We start from the raw sequence: 17801 nt of genomic DNA, 5'->3' as shown, positions 1-17801 counted from the left end.
ACTGTGCCTGGCTGTGCCTGGCCTCACGCCTGCTCAACCTGCTCAAGCCAGATCAACAGCCGCAGCACCTCCTCGATTTCCTGCACCTGGAGGAAGCTGTAGCGCTGGTGGGTCTTGAAGATGCGGCGGGCCAAGGCGATGTCGTTGATTACCGGCACCCCCACTTCCTTGGCGTACGCTCGAACCGCCAGGGCGCGCTGGTTGGTTTCCATCAGGGAGATAAACGGCAGCAACGTGATCTCCGGGCGGAAATACACGCCGATGGCAATGTGGGTGGGGTTGGCGATGATCATGCGCGAGCTGCGCACATCGGATTTGACCTGCTCCGACAACAGCTCCATGTGCAAGTCGCGGCGACGGCCCTTGATCTGCGGGTTGCCGTCCTGCTCCTTGTGTTCACGCTTGACCGAATCCTTGTCCATCATCTGGTCTTTCATGAACAACCAGTATTCGCTGAGGGCATCGAGTACGACGATCAACAGGACGCAGGCCAGGAATGCCAGCACCAACACCAGCAGCAAACGCCCCCAGATCGCGAACAACGCCGGCGCCTGGGCGAACAGTTGGGCGAACAGCAATTGCCGCTGGGTCAGCCAGACAATCCACAGCGCCATGGCGAAACTGCCCAGGTACAACAGCGCCTTGAAGGTGTCCTTGACGGTGCGCAGGCTGAACAGCTTCTTGAAGCCATTGACCGGGTTCAACGCGCCCAGATTCAGTTTCAACGCTTCGCTGGCCAAGGCAAAACCGCTTTGCAGCAAGGCCGGCAAGGCACTGGTCAGCACGCACACCAGCAACAATGGCAGCAATGCCTTGAGGCCGACCAGCACCAGCATCGCCGAGTAGGCTTGCAGGTCGGCGTCGAAATCGCTGGCGATGATGCGCCGGTAGACCTCCATGATCTCGATCAACGAGCTGTTGAAGACCATGTAGGTGATGCCACACAGGGTCAGGCAGGTGATGACCAGGTCCTTGGCCTTGAACGTCTGTCCTTTGCGCGCGGCATCCCTGAGGCGCTTGGCGGTGGGCTTTTCAGTCTTCGAGGCGCTGGATGACATCTCCGCCCTCCAGATACTGCGCCAAGCCGTCGGACAGCATGCCCATGCGCAGAACTTCGTCCGGCAGATGCACGCCGAAATACAGCATCAAGACCACCAGCGCCACCAGGCTCTTGACCGTCAGCGACACCGAAAAAGCATTCATTTGCGGCGCATACCGCGAGAGCAACCCAAGCAGCGCCTCGCTGACCAGCAAGGTCGCCACCACCGGCGCACTGATGACCAGGGTCTTGCTCACCAGTGCATCGAGCAATGAATAGAGTGCAGGCAGGTGCAGCTCACAACTGCTCGCTGGCGCGCAAAGGCGATAACTGTGGCCGACGGTTTCGAGCATCAACAACAGGCCGCCACCTTCGAGATAAACCGCCGCGGCAAACAACTGGAGAAAATTCGCCAACTCCGAGGTGTCGACACCATTGGCCGGGTCCACCGTGCTACTGAGCATGGCCCCGCGCTGGTTGTCGATCAGGTTGCCCATGGCATGCAGCACCCAGAACGGCCAGCCCAGCAGCACGCCAAGCAGCACGCCAATACCCGCCTCACGCAGCACCAGACCGAGGAACGCCACGCTGTCGAGGGCTGGCGTAGGCACGCCGACGTAGCGCCAGAAGCCCAGCGCCACCAGCACGATCACCGCCTGGCGCGTGACACCGGTCAGCACGCTGCTATTGAGAAACGGCAACATGAAGAAAATCGGCGCCAGACGCGCCACACCCAACACCGCCGCAGCGAACCAGGCGTACAGCTCGAAAAACAACGCCACCGACATCGGCCTAACTCAACGCCAGGCGAATGACTTCACGACTGAAATCCAGCAAGGTTTCGCCGTACCAGCCCGAAAGCAGGAACAGGCACGCCGCCACCGCCAACAGTTTGAAGCCAAACGGCAGCGTCTGCTCCTGCAACTGCGTCACGGTCTGGATCAACCCGACCACCAGGCCGACCACCGTGGCGACGATGATCGGCCAGGCCACCATCAGCAGGATCAGGTACAAGGTTTTGTTGCCGGCATAGACCAGATCGTTCATCGGTGCACCTAGGCCAGCAAGGTCAGGTATTGCTTGACCAGCCCGGTCGACAGCAACGCCCAGCCGTCCAGTGCGACAAACAACACCAGTTTGATCGGCACGGAAATGATCACCGGGCTCATCATCATCATGCCCAGTGCCAGCAGGATGCTGGAGATCACCAGGTCGACGATCACGAAGGGCAGGTACAGATAGAAGCCAATCTTGAAAGCACTTTTGATTTCACTCAGCGCATAGGCCGGCAGCAGCGAAAACAGCGAGGCCTCAACCTCTTCATCGGCAGGCAGGCCCGCGTCGGTTTCAGCCTGGAACGCCTGGGCCCGCTCGAAGAACTGCGCCAGCTCCGGGTCGGTGTACTTGCGCAGGTAATCCTTGTAGCTGCCCAGGCCGTTCTCGGCGAAGTCCACCACCGACGCAATGTCGGTAAAGGTCACCGCCTCGCGCTTGTAGTAGTCATGGCCCTGCTTCATGACCGGCGTCATGACGAAAATCGCCAGCATCAGGGCAATCGCATTGAGCGCCATGTTCGATGGCACCTGCTGCAGGCCCAACGCGTTGCGCACGATGACGAAGACGATGGAGAACTTGAGGTAGCAGGTGCCCGCCGCCACCAGGAACGGCAGCAGCGAAGCAAACGCCAGCAGCGCGATCAGCGAGACGTCATTCATCGGCGCCTGCTCTATAGACCTTGAACAACTCGACCCCCAACTGGCCGTCCAACTGCACCAGTTCCCCCTGGGCCACCGGCTTGCCGTTGGCGCGCACCTCGATGTGCCGCGCGGCATCTTCGGCCAACGGGATCAGTTGTCCCTCGATGATGCGCGACAGCGTCGCCAGGTCGGTTTGATGGGTGGCGAGCAGGAACTCCAGGCGCACCGGCAGCGCGCCCAGGTCGATGGCCGCGCCAGACTCCGGCGGCTGCTCTGGATCGGTATCGGTCACAGTCGGTTGCATGTGTAGCCCCTCTTGGGTAAAGGTAAAAGTGCCGAGGCAACGGTTGGCCAGACAGCACCGTTGAGTGCGCTGGACGACGCGCAGGACATCGCCCTCACCCAGGCGTCTGCGGCTGGCAAGACTCAGGTGGCTGACGCCGAGAATCAGCTCCAGGTGCAACGGCAATTCATCCAGCCATGAGTCGGCGTCCAAGCGCTCGCTGGCAAAACGTGCCGGCGGCAGTTGCAGCAACCAAACCCGTCCCCGAGGGGTGTCGAGCCATGGCAGGTCGCGGGTTGGCAATCGCGCCGGGGCGACGCCTTCGATGTCGGACAACGCCCGGTAGTGCAGCTCATCCACCTCCAGCAGCAAGGGGTGCGGCGCGGCGCGAAACAATCCGAGGACATTCGTCCACGACGTTTCGCTCGTCAGCAAAGACCGCAACTGTGGAAGCGCGCGATGCAGCCAATCATGGGCCACGATCAGCCCCTGCCACTCGCCGCCGTCACCCTGGGCGCAAAACCGCAAATAGCCGGAGCGCTCTGGCACCTTGCCCAACCCCGCGTCGCGCCCGGCACGCCGCCAGCGTTGAATCGCCTGGGCCTGGGCATGCGCCAGAGGGTCGACCCGCCGTAACTGCAACGCGCTCATGCCGGACGCTCGCCCTGTTCGTCCTGCTCCTCATCCGGCGCCTGATGCGAGCCCTGGCGCGGCTGCTCGCCGCCACTGTCAGCCAAGCGCCAGGCTGGCTCCCGGGCCAGCTCGAAAGGTGCCTTGAGCTGCTCGAGCACCAGGGCATTGCTTGGGCTGAGCGTCAGGTTCCGAGTGGGCTCTTCAGGCAGCCGGCTGATCGTGATCTGTCCACTGGCGGCCCCTCGACTGAACGGTATTTGCAGCAAGCCCCGGCCCGTGTCCGGCAAGGCCTCGACCATGACCTCAAGTGCTGGCGGTAGCGTTGGCGGCAACGCTGGCGGTAGCGCTGGTGCGGGCAGCGCCACCGGTGCAACCGGTGACCCATGGCGCGCGCCCTGAAAACTCAACGGCGCTTGAGGCAACTGTTCGTCGATACGGGGGGCCGACCGTGCACGGGGAACAATGACAGGGGCCATTGGTAGCGGCTCGATCGACACCCCATCCCTCGGCACTGTGGCTTTATCGATGACAGCAACAACAGGCGGCAGGCGTTGCGGTGACGGACGTTGCGTGGGCTCGCTGAACAATGGACCTGCTTGTGGAACAGCGATTGTTTCCCGGGCGGGCAATCGTCTGCCATAGGGTTCAACCGCCCGCGTCTCCCGGGCAATCGGCTGCGTTTCATCACGATCGAGCGCCTGCGTTTCCTGCCCCACGCTCATCGCCTGCCAGGCCGGCACACGGGCGGTTTCCATCGGGGGCCGCTGCTGCCGAACCAGCGCAACCACAAGGTCCAGCACGCCTTGCGGCAGCTCATCCTCCGGCACCGGGATGAGCAGATCTTGCAGCTCATCCAGCGGGTCTTCGTCGACCGGTTCCAAGGCGTGGACCAGACGGGTTGGCGGCACACAGACCTCTTTCATCGCCGAACTCCAATCAACTCTTCCAGCTCTCGCTCTTCGCGGCGCACCGCCTCCAACCGTTGCCCACGCAACAGCTGCTGGACAGCGCGCTCATAGTTGTCGTGTTTGCGTTGCAGCCCGCGCAGTTGTTCGCGCTGCACCTGCAGCTGTTGCTCGACCTGCCGGCGCTGCTGATCCACGCGGTCACGCTCGACGCGCAGCAGATCGATGCGCCGACGGATGACCGCCTGGGTCCGCAACAGCGCCAACAACTGCCCGTGATCCAGCACACAGTCATTGGCCCGATGGCTGCTCAACAAACGTTGCAGCGCAGCCTCCTGTTCCTCGAAACCGGACTGTTCCTGCAACAGCGGCTGCAACTGACGCTGGACGCGCAACAGCGCCTGCTCGCCGCGTTGCCGACGCAACTGACTGAAGGCCAGCAGGCGCCGTCGATCAAGCAATGAGTTCATGCAGGCTCCGCAAGGTTTCATCCGGTTCAACGCACTGATCCGTCGGCTGGCGCAGCCACTGGCTGAGGGCTTCGCGACGTTGCAGCGCGTGGTCATTGGCCGCGTCCACGCCCGGGCTGTACTCGCCCATGTCGAGAAACACCTGCAGTTGTTCCAGACGCGCCAGGGTGTCCCGGGTCGCGGCCGCCAGTTGCCGGACCTGTGGCGAGGTGACTTGCGTCGCCACCCGGCTGACGCTGCGCAAGACATCGATGGCCGGGTAGTGCCCCTTGGCGGCCAGGGTCCGGCTGAGGTAGACGTGGCCGTCGAGAATGGAGCGAATCTCCTCGGCGATCGGGTCCGGCTCGTCGTCACTTTCCAGCAGCACCGTGTACCAGGCGGTGATGCTGCCCGACGCGGTCACGCCCGGACGTTCGAGCAAGCGCGGCAAGGCATCGAACACCGAGGCCGGATAGCCGCGCCGCGCCGGTGCTTCACCGGCCGCCAAGGCCAGGTCGCGGCGAGCGCGGGCGTAGCGCGTCAACGAGTCCAGCAACAGCACCACGCGCCGGCCCTGGTCGCGAAAATACTCGGCGATGGTGGTGGCCTGCAGCGCCGAGTTGCAACGATCCACCGAGGAAAAATCCGACGTGGCGTACACCACCACGCAACGGGAATGCTGGGGCGACTGGCGCAAATGCTCGATGAACTCGGTCACTTCGCGCCCGCGCTCGCCAATCAGGCCGATCACGAAAACATCCGCGTCGGTGTGTTCGATCAGCATGTTGATCAAGGTGGTTTTGCCGGAGCCGGCGGCGGCAAAAATGCCGATGCGCTGGCCGACACCGCAGGTCAGTAAACCGTCGATGACCCGAATGCCGGTGCGCAAGGGCTCCACCACCGGGCGCCGTTGTTGGTACGACGGCGGGGCGGCATCCACCGGACAGTCGCGCTGGGCCACCGCTGTCGACGGCGCCAGGCGCTCGACGATAACGCCCTGGGGATCGACCACACTGCCGAGCAAGGCATCGCTGCAGGTCAGTTGCAGGGTCGAACCAGTGGGCACGATCATCGACTCCCGGGACAAGCCTTTCGCCTCGCCCAGCAAACTGAGCAGCACCGCACCAGGCTTGAAGCCGATGACCTGCGCCCGGGCGGCAACCTGGTGCGAACGCCAATGCCGGCGCACTTCACAGATTTCGCCGACCACCACCTCCCGCAGCGCCGCTTCGATCAATGGGCCGCTCAAACGCAAGGGATGGGCCGCCCGTCTTTCCAGGTGGATGCTCATCGACGCAGGATTTCCAACAGCCGTTCAATGGCTTGCACGAAGGAATCCAGCGCTTGGGCCAAGTGCTCGGCAGCGTTCAAGGCATAGGCGCTAGCCATAAAACGCAACTCCAGCCGCCCTTCGACTTCGCACAAGTGCAATTGCCCGGTACGGGAAAACGGGTTGCCTTCGAGCAGGAACTGCAGCAGGTCGAAAGCACAATAATTCAATGACGATGGCGTCGCTTCGGCGACCGCCGCCCAGACCCACACATCACCTTCCACCTCAGCCACACTGATATCCGGCAGATTTTTCATCTGCATTTCTATCGTGCTGTGGCTGTCGAAATGCCCTATTTGACTGTCTACGCAGCCGCTGTGTCGCAGCGCTTCGCGTAATAGCCCGGCGATATCCGTTGGTACCATTGGTAAAATTTCCTTTATAGCGTCTTGATGACATTGACCGAGACCGTCTCGGAAACCTCGCCGAACGACATCACGTCCAGCTCCCGAAAACGCCCCTCGATCAATTTCTTGATGTAGCGCCGCACATCGACCGAACACAGCAGCACCATGTCCTTGTGGGCGATGTGCACGCTGTCCAGGCCGACACTGAGGCGGTCCATCAGTTCTTCCGATTCGGCCGGTTCCAGGTTGAGGAAACTGCCGCCCGAGGTTTGCCGGATGCCCCGGCGCACCACGTCTTCGAACTCCGCCGACAACAGCAGCACGCGCAGGTCGTTGCCCTGGGCAAACTTGTTGCTGATGTAGCGGGCCATGGCGCCACGAACGTGCTCGACCAGCGCCAGCACATCCTTTTCCCGGGAGGCCCAATGGGCGAGGGTTTCGAGGATCAGCTTCATGTTGCGCACGGAGATGCGCTCGCCGATCAAGCGCTGCAGCACCTCGGCGATCTTCTGCACCGTGACGTGGCGATAGACTTCCTTGAGCAGGTCGGGGTAGCGCGCTTCCATTTCGTCGAGCAGCTGCTTGGTTTCCTGCACGCCGAAAAACTCCTGGATGTTGCGCGCCAGCAGCGTGACCAGGCAGCGATAGCATTCTTCGTCGGCAGGTCGCAGGTGATAGCCCAACTGCTGCACGCGCTCGCGGTCGGCGGCGGTGAGCCAGACACCACCGAGGCGATTGCTGTCGTTGCCACGCACCAGGGCAAAGCCCAACGGCTCCAGCTCCGGCGAATAGTCCAGCAGGCGCCAGTGATCGAAATGAATATCGAACTGCTCGGCGCGCACTTCATTGATCAGCACTGCCACTTGATGGGCTGGCAACGCCTCGCTGGCCCGTAGCCGCGGTTCGGGAATGCGCAGCCCGTAATCGACGAAGAACTGGCTGCGAAAGCGCGCCGCCCAACGCTCCTTCTCCAACGCTTGCAGGCGCGCTGGGGGCACCAGCAGCATCAGGGCGATGGTTTCAGTGGCAACGTTGTCGACGTCGTCGAGCAATCCCGATTCACCCTGCGCCGCGCCTGGCTCGGCAGGTTCGCTACGGCTTTCGCCCGGGCTGGCCTGGCGCAAGGACTTGCGGTGGCGCACAAACACCACCAGCCCGAGCACACTGGCAATCGAGAGGAAGGTCAGCAGCGGAAAACCGGGCAACAGGCCCACGCCCACCGCCAGCAACGCGGTGACACCGAGCACGAAGGGGTTGCCCAGCATCTGGGCAAGCATGTTGCGCCCCAGGTTGCTGTCATCACCGTTGACCCGGGTGACAATGAAGCCGGCGCCGATGGCAATCAGCAGCGCGGGGATCTGCGCGACCAGGCCATCGCCGATGGTCAACAGCGTGTAGGTGGACAAGGCCGTGGACATGTCCATGCCCAATTGCCCGACGCCGATGGCCATGCCGCCGATGAAATTGACGAAGATAATGATGATGCCGGCGATGGCATCGCCCTTGATGAATTTCATCGCCCCGTCGAAAGAACCGTACAACTGGCTTTCACGCTCCAGCACGCTGCGTTTTTCCCGCGCCTGGGCCGCGTCGATGGCACCGGCCTTGAGGTCGCCGTCGATGCTCATCTGCTTGCCGGGCATGCCGTCCAGGGAGAAGCGCGCCGCCACTTCGGCGACCCGTTCCGAGCCTTTGGTGATCACGATGAACTGGACAATGGTGACGATGGAAAAAATCACGAAACCCACCACCAGGCTTTCGCCGATCACGAAGTCGCCGAACGACGCGATGATCTCGCCGGCATCGGCCTGGCTGAGAATCAGCCGGCTGGTGCTGATCGACAGCGCCAAGCGGAACAAGGTCGTCAACAGCAGCAGCGCTGGGAACGTCGAATAGCTGAGGATCCGTTCGATGTAGAACGAGCCCATGAACACCAACAACGAGATGACGATGTTCAGGCCGATAAGAAAATCCACCAGCACCGTTGGCAAGGGGATGATCAGCATGGCGATGATCATCACCATCAAGGTGAGGATCAGCAGCTCCGGGCGCGCGCCGACATTGCGCAGGAACACGTTGAGCATTCAGGCCTGGCTCCGGGACAAGATCATGGGCGGCCACCGGGCAGTCGCTGCTCGATGAGTTCGTGGGCATAGGCGACGTCGGCCAGGCGAGTGAACTGGATGGCCAGGCGTTGTGGCGCCTCTTCATCGGCAAACAGCGGCGTCGGCAATTGCAGGCTGAGCCGACGCACGGCCTGCAACACCGTCGAACGCTCCCGGTGGGCACTGAGCAGCACCCCCTCCCCCAACGCCCCGAGCAACAGCTGGTCGAGGTCATCGGGGTAGGTCAACACGCCGAACATGAACACCAGCCAGTCGGCCTCGTGGGGGTTGTGCCGGCAGAGCAGTGCATCGCCGAGCACAGCGCCGATAAACAGCGCATCGGCCGAGCGCAGGCGCTTGAGGTCGGTGACCCGGGTCAACAGTTGGCCGAACTCGATGCGCGAGCAACTGGGGTCCTGGGCGCTGATGTCGGTAAGCAGCGCGGCTTCGATGAAGGCCAGCACATTCGTGCGCTGTGCCGGGCCGTACAGGGCAATCCAGTCCTGGTAGCAACTGAGCGGGCCTTCGTCGGACTCGAGGAAATCCCGGTAGGTCTCGCGCAGCAGGCCGGCCCGCACCGCCATGCTCCCGCCGAACATCCTGGCCTTGAGCGCCGCGTTGATCCCGGCGTTCATGCGCTTGGGCGAGCTTTGGGCAACCACCGTCTGCAACAGCGTTTCGAGCCGCTGGCGGGTGCGGGTTTCCAGGTTCCGGCGGCGCAACAACGCCCGCAGCACCAGCGCCAGGTCGCTGTCGTCGGGGAACAGGCTGCGCGCCATTTGCAGCAACCAGGCCACGGGCTTGTCCGCCAGCCGCGCCAAGCTCAGCACCTGTCGTGCCTTGGGTACGGTGTCGTCCTCGAGCACGCGTTCGAAGGTGTCGGTCAGCGTCTCGGACTTGAGTTCGAACAAGCGCCGGCCACGGAACTGCGTCAGCGCCGCCGACAGCTCGTCGCTGATCTGCACGATGCGCTGCGCCACCGCCGCCGTTGCGCTGTCGTCCAGCCCCGCCTCGGCGTCGACTTGCGGTTGTGGATGTTCGGCGGCCTTCTCGGCGTTCAGCCGCGCCTGGGCAACCCGGCCACCGCTGGAAACCGTTGGCAGGATCATCGCTCTGACATCCGGAAGTACATTCGACGCACACGTTCGTGCTGCTCGGGAGTCAGCAACGGCATGCCCGTCTCCACGGGTTCAAGCGCGTCGCGGATTTCCTTGGGCTGGATCAGGAACACCCGCACCGTGTTGGCCGAGCGGTTCTGGCGATAGCTGAACAAGCGGCCGATCCACGGAATCGATCCCAACACTGGCACGCGTCCGATCTGCTCGCCATGGTCATCACGGGTGAAGCCGCCCACCAGCAGGCTCTTGCCCTGGGGCACCCGCGCCACGGTACTGATGCGCGTGCGTCCGACCGTCGGCAACGCACTCTGTTGCTCACCCCGGCCGGGGTTCTCGACTTCGTTGCCGTCTTCGATATTGAGCGACATCTCGATCTCGTCCGCCTGGGCGAAACGCGGCAGTACGCTGACCAGCGTGCCGTAGGTGATGTGCTGCAGGTCAACGCTGCGCTCCCCCACCAGCGGGGCGTAGAACGTGCGGTTGTTGTCGAAGATCGCCGGCACGTTCTCTTGCGTCAGGATCACCGGTCGCGAGACCACGTTCGCCCGCTGGGTGCGCTCCAGCGCCATGACCTGGGTCACGAACGAGGCGCCGTCGAGGGTGGTGGCCGAACCGGCGTTGAGCGAGGCGCTGAATTGCCCGCCGGACTTCACCGCGCCTTGCCAGTTGATACCCAACTGATTGAGTTCATCCTTGTGCAGATCGATGATCCACAGCGACAGCTCGACATGGCGTTTCGGCGTGTCCAGGGCATTGACCAGGTTCTCGATAAAGCGCACCTGCTCGGGCAGCCCCTTGACCAACAGGCTGTTGGTGTCCGGGTAGGCGACCACCCGAATGTTGCCGGCGGCCACCTCGCGCGCAATGATTCGCGGTGCCGTCGGGTCCTGGTCCGAAGAGCTGTTCGCCAGGCCTTCGAGGGGAAACACCGGCATCGCGCCTCGTGGCTGCTGGGTGGAAGGTTGGGCCACCGTTGGCTCGACCTGCTGCTTCTCGCCGCGCAACAGCGCTTCGATCACGGTAGCCAGCCCGGGGATGGTCACCTTGTCGTCACGCAGCTCATATTTACGGTCGCTGACGAAGGTGTTGCGCACATGGATGACGCCAATCTGCTGCTTGCCCAGCAACAGTTCCGAGCGCTGGTTGTCCATCAACCCGGCCGCTTGCACCACCAGGTCGACATACATCGGCGGGCCCGACACATGGAAGGTCCGCAAACCGTCGTGACGCAGCGGATAACGCGCATCGTGCAAGCCCGAACGCCCCAGGAACGCCTGGAGCTTGGCGACGGTCAGGGTCTGCAGCGACATCATCGCGCTCTTGATTTCCGAGGCGTCATACAAATAGATCGCCTGGCCATCGCTGTACCAGATCAACCCCATCTGCACGCTGACTCGCTCGAAGGTCCGTTGCGGCGTGCGCAGGTCGAACGTACCGCCAATGCGCTTGGCCGCCGCGGCCTTGCTGACGATCACCGGCTTGCCCAATGACCCGGACAGCTCGCTGAAAAAGGTCCGCGCGCTCTGTTCGCGAGCCTCGAAGGTATAGACATCGGCCCTTGCGGCACCGGATGCGAGCAGCATCACAGCGCTAAGGCAGACGAATAAAAGGGATGGGGATAACGGTTGGCGGCTCATCGGCTCACTTGCCTGGAAGGTAGGTGATATCCGCCAGGCTGCTGGGTGCGAAACCCACCAGTTCGCGGATCTCCTTGGAAAAATGTGACGACGAAGCAAAGCCGAACTCCAGCGCGACATCGGTCAACGAGCCGTCCTGAAGACTCATGTTCAACAGCGCCTGGGCCGTGCGCCAGCCACGCAAGGCCGGTTTGGCGGCAGAGCCCAGGGCTTGGCGACAGAGCCTGCGAAAGTGCGAAACCGATACGCCGTAGCGTTGCGCCAGCGTGTTCAGTTTTTCGCTGTGGGTGCCTTGCTCCAGAAGGAAACGCACGAGCCCGTAGCTCTCGTGATGACGCAGCAGGTGGGCGACCGCGTGATAGGCCGGCGTGCCGCTCATCGCTTGGCCGATGTACCAGCGTTCAAGCCGTTGCGGCGAGCGGACGGTTTCCCCCGCCACCGGCAACAGGGCCCATGGCTCCGCGTGCAGTCGTTGCCCGGCATCCACCAGGGCATCGCTCATGTCCAGGAACGCCTGCAGCTTGACCAGCGTCGCTTCGCAAACCGGCGTGACATGCAACTCGCCGCCACTCAAGCGCAGCGAATCGCTCTGCACCACCAACCCCTCCCAACCGACGGGCAGGCAGTGGCTGCGGCCCAACCGCCCGGCGCTCAGTTGAACCGGGGCCCGGGCCACGCGCAGGTGCAGCACGCGTTCACCCAGATCGGGCAATGCCGTGGCGCGAATTGTTGTGTCCTGCATACGGTCCCCTTTGCTGCCTGGCGTTGGAAGGACCGACAGGATGAAAGACACGACGCCTGGAATCTTGATGGGAAGGTGATGAGGGCTCGGCTGGCATATGCCTTGCACCATTACTGCTCATCGGCGCCGGTGCCAAAGGCCAAATGAGTGCCAGACTGATTAAGTGGAAGGTGAAGCGCGATGAATGAAGTTCCAGCCAACCCCCTGGCCTGGGTCAACGGCAGCGATGCCCCGGAAAAGAGCGCGGTCAACCTCGGGTTCATGGCCTTGAGCGACTGCGCCCCGGTCGTCGTGGCCGCCACCCAGGGCTTCGCCCAGCCCTACGGCCTGACCCTGAACCTCAAGCGCCAGGCGTCCTGGGCCAACCTGCGCGACAAGCTGGTCAGCGGTGAAATCGATGCCGCCCACAGCCTGTATGGGCTGATCTACGCGGTGCACCTGGGCATCGGCGGGGTCGCGGCGAGCGACATGGCCGTGCTGATGGGGCTGAACCAGAACGGCCAGAGCATCAACCTGTCCCATGGCTTGCAGGCCCAAGGCGTGACCAGTCCTGAAGCACTGGAACGGCACGTGCACCAAACTCGCCCGAAACTGACCTTCGCCCAGACTTTCCCCACCGGCACCCACGCCATGTGGCTCTATTACTGGCTCGCCGCCCAGGGCATCCACCCGTTGTCGGATGTCGACAGCGTGGTCGTGCCTCCGCCGCAAATGATCGCGCACCTGCAAGCCGGGCGTATCGACGGGTTTTGCGTCGGCGAGCCCTGGTGCGCCAGCGCGGTGAAGCAGAACCTCGGTTTTACCCTGGCGACTACCCAGACCATCTGGCCCGATCACCCGGAAAAAGTCCTGGGTTGTACCCGCGCGTTCGTCGAGCAATACCCCAATACCGCCCGGGCCCTGGTGATGGCGATCCTCGAAGCCAGCCGCTTCATCGAACAAAGCAGCGAAAACCGTCGCAGCACCGCGCAACTGTTAAGTGCGCCCGAATACCTCGACGCCCCGCTGGACTGCATCGAGCCGCGCCTGCTGGGGATTTATGCCGACGGTTTGGGCAACAGCTGGCAGGACCCCCACGCCATGCGTTTTCATGGCAATGGCGAGGTGAACCTGCCGTACCTATCGGACGGCATGTGGTTCATGACCCAGTTCCGCCGCTGGGGCCTACTGCGCGAAGACCCGGATTACCTGGCCGTGGCCCAGGGCGTCCAGCAACTCAAGCTGTACCGCGAAGCCTGCGCGGCGCTGGACATCGCGTCCCCGCGCCAGGACATGCGCAGCAGCCAACTGATCGACGGCACCACCTGGGACGGCTCGGACCCGGCCGGGTACGCCCGCAGCTTCAAACTGCACGCCTTGAGCGATGCGGCTCCCCTTCTCGCCAGCCGCTGACAGGAGCCACGACCATGCTGCGTATCCTGCTGATCAACGACACCGCGAAAAAAGTCGGGCGCCTAAAGGCTGCCCTGATTGAGGCCGGGTTCGAAGTCATTGACGAATCCGGCCTGACCATCGACCTGCCAGCGCGCGTCGAAACGGTGCGTCCGGACGTGATCCTGATCGATACCGAGTCACCCGGGCGCGATGTGATGGAGCAAGTGGTGCTGGTCAGTCGCGACCAGCCACGACCAATCGTCATGTTTACCGACGAGCACGACCCCAATGTGATGCGCCAGGCGATCAAGTCGGGCGTCAGCGCCTACATCGTCGAAGGCATCCACGCCGCGCGCCTGCAACCGATCCTCGACGTGGCCATGGCCCGCTTCGAAAGCGACCAGGCCCTGCGCGCCCAGCTCCTGGCCCGGGACCAGCAACTGGCCGAACGCAAGCGCATCGAACTGGCCAAGGGCATGCTGATGAAGATGAAGGAATGCAACGAGGAACAGGCCTACACCCTGATGCGCCGCCAGGCCATGAGCCGCCAGCAGAAACTGATCCAGGTTGCAGAGCAGATCATTGCCATGAATGAGCTGCTCGGCTGAAAGCCTTGTAGCGCCTGGCCTACTAATGATCGTTCCCACGCTCTGCGTGGGAATGCCGCCAGGGACGCTCCGCGTTCCGCTTCACAAGGTGACGCAGAGCGTCACGAGATGCATTCCCACGCAGAGCGTAGGAACGATCATGACAGACCTGGCACAGATCTCGCTTAAGCAAACCCACAGGTAACCAACGGCGGTTGCCCCACCTACGACAAAGACGTCGCACACCCTCCTTGCCTCTCTGGCGATCCGGGTTGCGGCGTTTTTTTGTTTTGGCTCTTCGGGGCCGGTGGTGCGACCACAGGCGGCGCACTGCTCTAAGCACTGACTCATTTCTCGAGACTTTTACAGCTGAGGTGCGCGATGAATTCAAGCTTCTGGAAATCCGGCCATACCCCGACTCTGTTCGCGGCCTTCCTCTACTTCGACCTGAGCTTCATGGTCTGGTACCTGCTCGGTCCACTGGCGGTACAGATCTCCGCCGATCTGCACCTGACCACCCAGCAACGCGGCCTGATGGTCGCCACACCGATCCTGGCTGGCGCCGTGCTGCGTTTGTTCATGGGCCTGCTGGCCGACCGGATCTCGCCAAAAACCGCCGGCATGGTCGGCCAGGTGATCGTGATCGGTGCGCTGTTCTGCGCCTGGAAACTGGGCATCCACAGCTACGAACAAGCCCTGCTGCTCGGCCTGTTCCTGGGCGTGGCCGGCGCTTCGTTCGCCGTGGCCCTGCCGCTGGCCTCCCAGTGGTATCCGCCACAGCATCAGGGCAAGGCCATGGGCATCGCCGGTGCCGGTAACTCGGGCACCGTGCTCGCGGCGCTGATCGCACCGGTGATGGCGGTAGCCTTCGGTTGGAGCAACGTGTTCGGCTTCGCGCTGATCCCACTGGTGCTGACCCTGGTCCTTTTCGCCTGGTTGGCCAAGAACGCCCCCGAGCGGCCGAAAGCCAAATCCATGGCCGACTACCTCAAGGCCCTGGGCGACCGTGACAGCTGGTGGTTCATGTTCTTCTACAGCGTGACCTTCGGCGGCTTCATCGGCCTGGCCAGCGCCCTGCCCGGCTATTTCAACGACCAATATGGGCTGAGCCCGGTCACCGCTGGCTACTACACCGCCGCCTGCGTCTTCGGTGGCAGCCTGATGCGTCCCCTGGGCGGCGCCCTGGCGGACCGTTTCGGCGGCATCCGCACCTTGCTGGGCATGTACACCGTAGCGGCCGTCTGCATCGCCGCAGTGGGCTTCAACCTGCCGAGCTCCTACGCAGCCCTGGCCCTGTTCGTCTGCACCATGCTCGGTTTGGGTGCAGGCAACGGCGCGGTGTTCCAACTGGTGCCACAACGCTTCCGTCGCGAAATCGGCGTGATGACCGGGCTGATCGGCATGGCCGGCGGTATCGGCGGCTTCGCCCTGGCGGCGGGCATGGGCGCGATCAAGCAAAGCACCGGCAGCTATCAACTGGCCCTGTGGTTGTTCGCCAGCCTCGGTGTCCTGGCCTGGTTCGGCCTGTACGGCGTCAAGCGTCGCTGGAGAACCACTTGGGGTTCGGCAGCTGTCACCGCCGCTCGGGTATAACCTGCAACCATGAGCCTGCAACTGAGTTTCGCCGAAGCCAGCGCCATCGGCCCGCGGGAGGAAAACCAGGACGCCCTGCGCCTGGTCACCCCCGCCCCGGCCCTGGCCGCCAGCAAGGGTTACCTGTTCGCCATCGCCGACGGCGTGAGCCAATGCGCCGATGGCGGACTGGCCGCCCGTTCGACCTTGCAGGCGCTGGCCCTGGACTACTATTCCACGCCGCAAACCTGGGGCGTGGCCCAGGCGCTGGACCGGCTGTTGCTGGCCCAGAACCGCTGGCTGCAAGCCAACGGTGGCGGGCAACCGCTGCTCACCACCGTCAGCGCCCTGGTCCTGCGGGGCCGGCGTTTCACCCTGGCCCACGTCGGTGATTGCCGGGTCTACCGCTGGCACGCCGATCATCTGCAACGGGTCAGTGAAGATCACGTCTGGGAACAGCAAGGCATGCAACATGTGCTCAAGCGCGCCCTGGGACTGGATCAACACCTGATCCTCGACTTCCTCGACGGTGAACTGCGCACCGACGAAACCTTCGTATTGCTCAGCGATGGCGTCTGGGCAGTCCTGGGGGACACGGCCATCGCCGGCATCCTGCGCGACCAACCGGACCTGGACCTTGCGGCCCAGACGCTGGTCAACGCCGCGCACCTGGCCGGCAGCCAGGACAACGCCAGCGCCTTGTTGGTGCGGGTCGATGCCGTGGGCGAAGCCAGCATTGGCGATGCCCTGATCCAGTTACAGCAATGGCCCCTGCCGCCTGCGCTGAAACCGGGCCAGGTGTTCGAGGGCTGGCAGATCGAAAGCCTGCTCGGCCAGAGTCAGCAATCGTTGCTCTACCGGGTACGCGACGGCCAGGGCCAACCCTGGCTGCTGAAAACCTTGCCCGTGCAGTTACGGGACGATAGCCGCGCTGGGCAGGCCTTGCTCTCGGAGGAATGGTTTCTCAAGCGCGTCGCCGGGCGGCAGTTTCCCGAGGTCCATGGTGTTCCCCAGCGCCAGCATTTGTACTACGTGATGCGGGAATATCCGGGTGCGACCCTGGCCGAGCTGTTCAACCAGGCCGGGGCGCTACCCCTGGCACAGTGGTTGGACTTGGCGCAACGGCTGGTACGGGCGGTAGGCCTGTTGCATCGAAGGCAGATCTACCACCGCGACATCAAGCCGGACAACCTGCACCTGGGCGACGACGGCGAATTGCGCCTGCTGGATTTCGGCCTGGCCTACTGCCCAGGCCTGTCCGAGGACCAGGCCAACGTCTTGCCCGGTACGCCCAGCTACATTGCTCCGGAAGCTTTCGGCGGCATCGCACCCACGGCGCAGCAGGATTTGTATGCCGTCGGCGTGACCTTGTATTTCCTGCTGACCGGGCACTATCCCTACGGCGAAATCGAAGCCTTCCAACGCCCGCGCTTTGGCGTGCCGGTCAGTGCCAGCCGCTATCGGCCGGACCTGCCCGAATGGCTCGGGCAAAGCCTGGACCGCGCCGTCGCGGCGGATCCGGAGCAGCGTTTTGAGACGGCCGAGGAATGGTTGTTGCTGCTGGAACAGGGCGAGCGCCGCAGCTTGAGCGTCAGGCCCAGGCCGTTGCTGGAAAGGGAGCCGCTGAAGGTCTGGCGGACGTTGGCGCTGGTGTCGTTGGTGGTGAATCTGGTGCTGCTGTTTCTGGTGTTTCATAGCTGAGATCCGGTCGCGCCCATCGCGAGCAAGCTTTGCTCCCACAGGGGATCTGCTGCCACAGGGAATTTGCTGCCACAGGGGGATCTGCTCCCACAGGGAATTTGCTGCCACAGGGGATCTGCTCCCACAGGGAATTTGCTGCCACAGGGGATCTGCTCCCACAGGGGATCTGCTCCCACAGGGGATCTGCTCCCACAGGGAATTTGCTGCCACAGGGGATCTGCTCCCACAGGGAATTTGCTGCCACAGGGGATCTGCTCCCACAGGGAATTTGCTGCCACAGGG

Annotated in this window: 17 protein-coding genes; 4 read left to right on the top strand and 13 right to left on the bottom strand. The window is 63.4% G+C overall.

All coding sequences use genetic code 11. The annotated features are described in order from the left end of the window. Positions 1-23: 23 nt before the first annotated feature. Genes B0E42_RS14810 through B0E42_RS14750 form a run of 13 tightly spaced genes read right to left on the bottom strand, consistent with a single transcriptional unit; the run spans position 24 to position 12285 of the window. A complete protein-coding gene (locus tag B0E42_RS14810) occupies positions 24-1058 on the bottom strand; it encodes an EscU/YscU/HrcU family type III secretion system export apparatus switch protein (RefSeq protein ID WP_018608704.1) in 1035 nt (344 codons plus the stop codon). Continuing rightward, the gene (sctT, locus tag B0E42_RS14805; RefSeq protein WP_018608706.1) at positions 1033-1827 is read right to left on the bottom strand and encodes a type III secretion system export apparatus subunit SctT; all 795 of its coding nucleotides are present in this window, start codon (positions 1825-1827) and stop codon (positions 1033-1035) included. The genes B0E42_RS14810 and sctT overlap by 26 nt, the downstream gene beginning before the upstream one ends. Positions 1828-1831: 4 nt before the next feature. Then, positions 1832-2086, bottom strand: coding sequence for an EscS/YscS/HrcS family type III secretion system export apparatus protein (locus B0E42_RS14800; RefSeq protein WP_014337351.1), 255 nt, complete (start codon positions 2084-2086; stop codon positions 1832-1834). Between the two features lie 8 nt (positions 2087-2094). Continuing rightward, the gene (locus tag B0E42_RS14795) at positions 2095-2754 is read right to left on the bottom strand and encodes an EscR/YscR/HrcR family type III secretion system export apparatus protein (RefSeq protein ID WP_077506727.1); all 660 of its coding nucleotides are present in this window, start codon (positions 2752-2754) and stop codon (positions 2095-2097) included. After that, the gene (locus tag B0E42_RS14790) at positions 2747-3670 is read right to left on the bottom strand and encodes a FliM/FliN family flagellar motor switch protein (protein WP_077506726.1); all 924 of its coding nucleotides are present in this window, start codon (positions 3668-3670) and stop codon (positions 2747-2749) included. Before B0E42_RS14790 ends, B0E42_RS14795 begins: the two co-directional genes overlap by 8 nt. Next, positions 3667-4575, bottom strand: coding sequence for a type III secretion effector protein (locus tag B0E42_RS14785; protein ID WP_077506725.1), 909 nt, complete (start codon positions 4573-4575; stop codon positions 3667-3669). The genes B0E42_RS14790 and B0E42_RS14785 overlap by 4 nt, the downstream gene beginning before the upstream one ends. Continuing rightward, positions 4572-5027 (bottom strand): type III secretion protein, encoded by a 456-nt coding sequence (locus B0E42_RS14780; RefSeq protein WP_053186769.1) that lies wholly within the window; start codon positions 5025-5027, stop codon positions 4572-4574. The genes B0E42_RS14785 and B0E42_RS14780 overlap by 4 nt, the downstream gene beginning before the upstream one ends. After that, the gene (sctN, locus tag B0E42_RS14775) at positions 5011-6297 is read right to left on the bottom strand and encodes a type III secretion system ATPase SctN (protein ID WP_077506724.1); all 1287 of its coding nucleotides are present in this window, start codon (positions 6295-6297) and stop codon (positions 5011-5013) included. The genes B0E42_RS14780 and sctN overlap by 17 nt, the downstream gene beginning before the upstream one ends. Beyond that, a complete protein-coding gene (locus B0E42_RS14770) occupies positions 6294-6701 on the bottom strand; it encodes an invasion protein B family (protein WP_033062704.1) in 408 nt (135 codons plus the stop codon). Before B0E42_RS14770 ends, sctN begins: the two co-directional genes overlap by 4 nt. A 14-nt stretch (positions 6702-6715) precedes the next feature. Beyond that, complete coding sequence (locus B0E42_RS14765) at positions 6716-8767, bottom strand: EscV/YscV/HrcV family type III secretion system export apparatus protein (protein WP_053186759.1); 2052 nt, start codon at positions 8765-8767, stop codon at positions 6716-6718. 23 nt (positions 8768-8790) lie between these two features. After that, positions 8791-9897, bottom strand: coding sequence for a type III secretion system gatekeeper subunit SctW (sctW, locus tag B0E42_RS14760; protein ID WP_077506723.1), 1107 nt, complete (start codon positions 9895-9897; stop codon positions 8791-8793). Next, the gene (sctC, locus tag B0E42_RS14755; RefSeq protein WP_256578310.1) at positions 9894-11489 is read right to left on the bottom strand and encodes a type III secretion system outer membrane ring subunit SctC; all 1596 of its coding nucleotides are present in this window, start codon (positions 11487-11489) and stop codon (positions 9894-9896) included. The genes sctW and sctC overlap by 4 nt, the downstream gene beginning before the upstream one ends. A gap of 58 nt (positions 11490-11547) precedes the next feature. Then, positions 11548-12285, bottom strand: a complete 738-nt coding sequence (locus B0E42_RS14750) for a helix-turn-helix domain-containing protein (RefSeq protein WP_077506721.1) — start codon at positions 12283-12285, stop codon at positions 11548-11550. 180 nt (positions 12286-12465) lie between these two features. Between B0E42_RS14750 and B0E42_RS14745 the strand changes: the two genes are divergently transcribed. The 4 genes from B0E42_RS14745 to B0E42_RS14730 all read left to right on the top strand — a co-directional run bounded on the left by B0E42_RS14745 (position 12466) and on the right by B0E42_RS14730 (position 17519). Next, a complete protein-coding gene (locus B0E42_RS14745) occupies positions 12466-13677 on the top strand; it encodes a CmpA/NrtA family ABC transporter substrate-binding protein (RefSeq protein WP_018608725.1) in 1212 nt (403 codons plus the stop codon). Positions 13678-13691: 14 nt separating this feature from the next. After that, positions 13692-14267 carry an ANTAR domain-containing response regulator gene (locus tag B0E42_RS14740; protein WP_003199539.1) on the top strand — a complete coding sequence of 192 codons (576 nt, stop codon included), beginning with the start codon at positions 13692-13694 and terminating at the stop codon, positions 14265-14267. A 360-nt stretch (positions 14268-14627) separates the two neighbouring features. Next, entirely contained in the window at positions 14628-15839 is a 1212-nt protein-coding gene (locus B0E42_RS14735; RefSeq protein WP_014337339.1) for a NarK/NasA family nitrate transporter, read from the top strand. A gap of 9 nt (positions 15840-15848) precedes the next feature. After that, positions 15849-17519 (top strand): bifunctional protein-serine/threonine kinase/phosphatase, encoded by a 1671-nt coding sequence (locus tag B0E42_RS14730; RefSeq protein ID WP_077506720.1) that lies wholly within the window; start codon positions 15849-15851, stop codon positions 17517-17519. The last annotated feature ends 282 nt before the right edge of the window (positions 17520-17801 follow it).

It is taken from the genome of Pseudomonas sp. A25(2017) (assembly GCF_002001065.1).
Classification (GTDB): Bacteria; Pseudomonadota; Gammaproteobacteria; order Pseudomonadales; family Pseudomonadaceae; genus Aquipseudomonas; species Aquipseudomonas kilonensis.
This window is presented reverse-complemented; position numbering and strand designations above follow the sequence as displayed.

What these genes read in the sequence shown, in the direction of transcription:
- B0E42_RS14770 (WP_033062704.1), bottom strand. Translation starts at nt 6,701, where the DNA reads ATGGTACCAACGGATATCGCCGGGCTATTACGCGAAGCGCTGCGACAC.
- B0E42_RS14810 (WP_018608704.1), bottom strand. Translation starts at nt 1,058, where the DNA reads ATGTCATCCAGCGCCTCGAAGACTGAAAAGCCCACCGCCAAGCGCCTC.
- B0E42_RS14730 (WP_077506720.1), top strand. Translation starts at nt 15,849, where the DNA reads ATGAGCCTGCAACTGAGTTTCGCCGAAGCCAGCGCCATCGGCCCGCGG.
- B0E42_RS14735 (WP_014337339.1), top strand. Translation starts at nt 14,628, where the DNA reads ATGAATTCAAGCTTCTGGAAATCCGGCCATACCCCGACTCTGTTCGCG.
- B0E42_RS14800 (WP_014337351.1), bottom strand. Translation starts at nt 2,086, where the DNA reads ATGAACGATCTGGTCTATGCCGGCAACAAAACCTTGTACCTGATCCTG.
- B0E42_RS14750 (WP_077506721.1), bottom strand. Translation starts at nt 12,285, where the DNA reads ATGCAGGACACAACAATTCGCGCCACGGCATTGCCCGATCTGGGTGAA.
- B0E42_RS14765 (WP_053186759.1), bottom strand. Translation starts at nt 8,767, where the DNA reads ATGCTCAACGTGTTCCTGCGCAATGTCGGCGCGCGCCCGGAGCTGCTG.
- B0E42_RS14740 (WP_003199539.1), top strand. Translation starts at nt 13,692, where the DNA reads ATGCTGCGTATCCTGCTGATCAACGACACCGCGAAAAAAGTCGGGCGC.
- sctN (WP_077506724.1), bottom strand. Translation starts at nt 6,297, where the DNA reads ATGAGCATCCACCTGGAAAGACGGGCGGCCCATCCCTTGCGTTTGAGC.
- sctW (WP_077506723.1), bottom strand. Translation starts at nt 9,897, where the DNA reads ATGATCCTGCCAACGGTTTCCAGCGGTGGCCGGGTTGCCCAGGCGCGG.
- sctC (WP_256578310.1), bottom strand. Translation starts at nt 11,489, where the DNA reads ATGCTGCTCGCATCCGGTGCCGCAAGGGCCGATGTCTATACCTTCGAG.
- B0E42_RS14785 (WP_077506725.1), bottom strand. Translation starts at nt 4,575, where the DNA reads ATGAAAGAGGTCTGTGTGCCGCCAACCCGTCTGGTCCACGCCTTGGAA.
- B0E42_RS14745 (WP_018608725.1), top strand. Translation starts at nt 12,466, where the DNA reads ATGAATGAAGTTCCAGCCAACCCCCTGGCCTGGGTCAACGGCAGCGAT.
- B0E42_RS14795 (WP_077506727.1), bottom strand. Translation starts at nt 2,754, where the DNA reads ATGAATGACGTCTCGCTGATCGCGCTGCTGGCGTTTGCTTCGCTGCTG.
- sctT (WP_018608706.1), bottom strand. Translation starts at nt 1,827, where the DNA reads ATGTCGGTGGCGTTGTTTTTCGAGCTGTACGCCTGGTTCGCTGCGGCG.
- B0E42_RS14780 (WP_053186769.1), bottom strand. Translation starts at nt 5,027, where the DNA reads ATGAACTCATTGCTTGATCGACGGCGCCTGCTGGCCTTCAGTCAGTTG.
- B0E42_RS14790 (WP_077506726.1), bottom strand. Translation starts at nt 3,670, where the DNA reads ATGAGCGCGTTGCAGTTACGGCGGGTCGACCCTCTGGCGCATGCCCAG.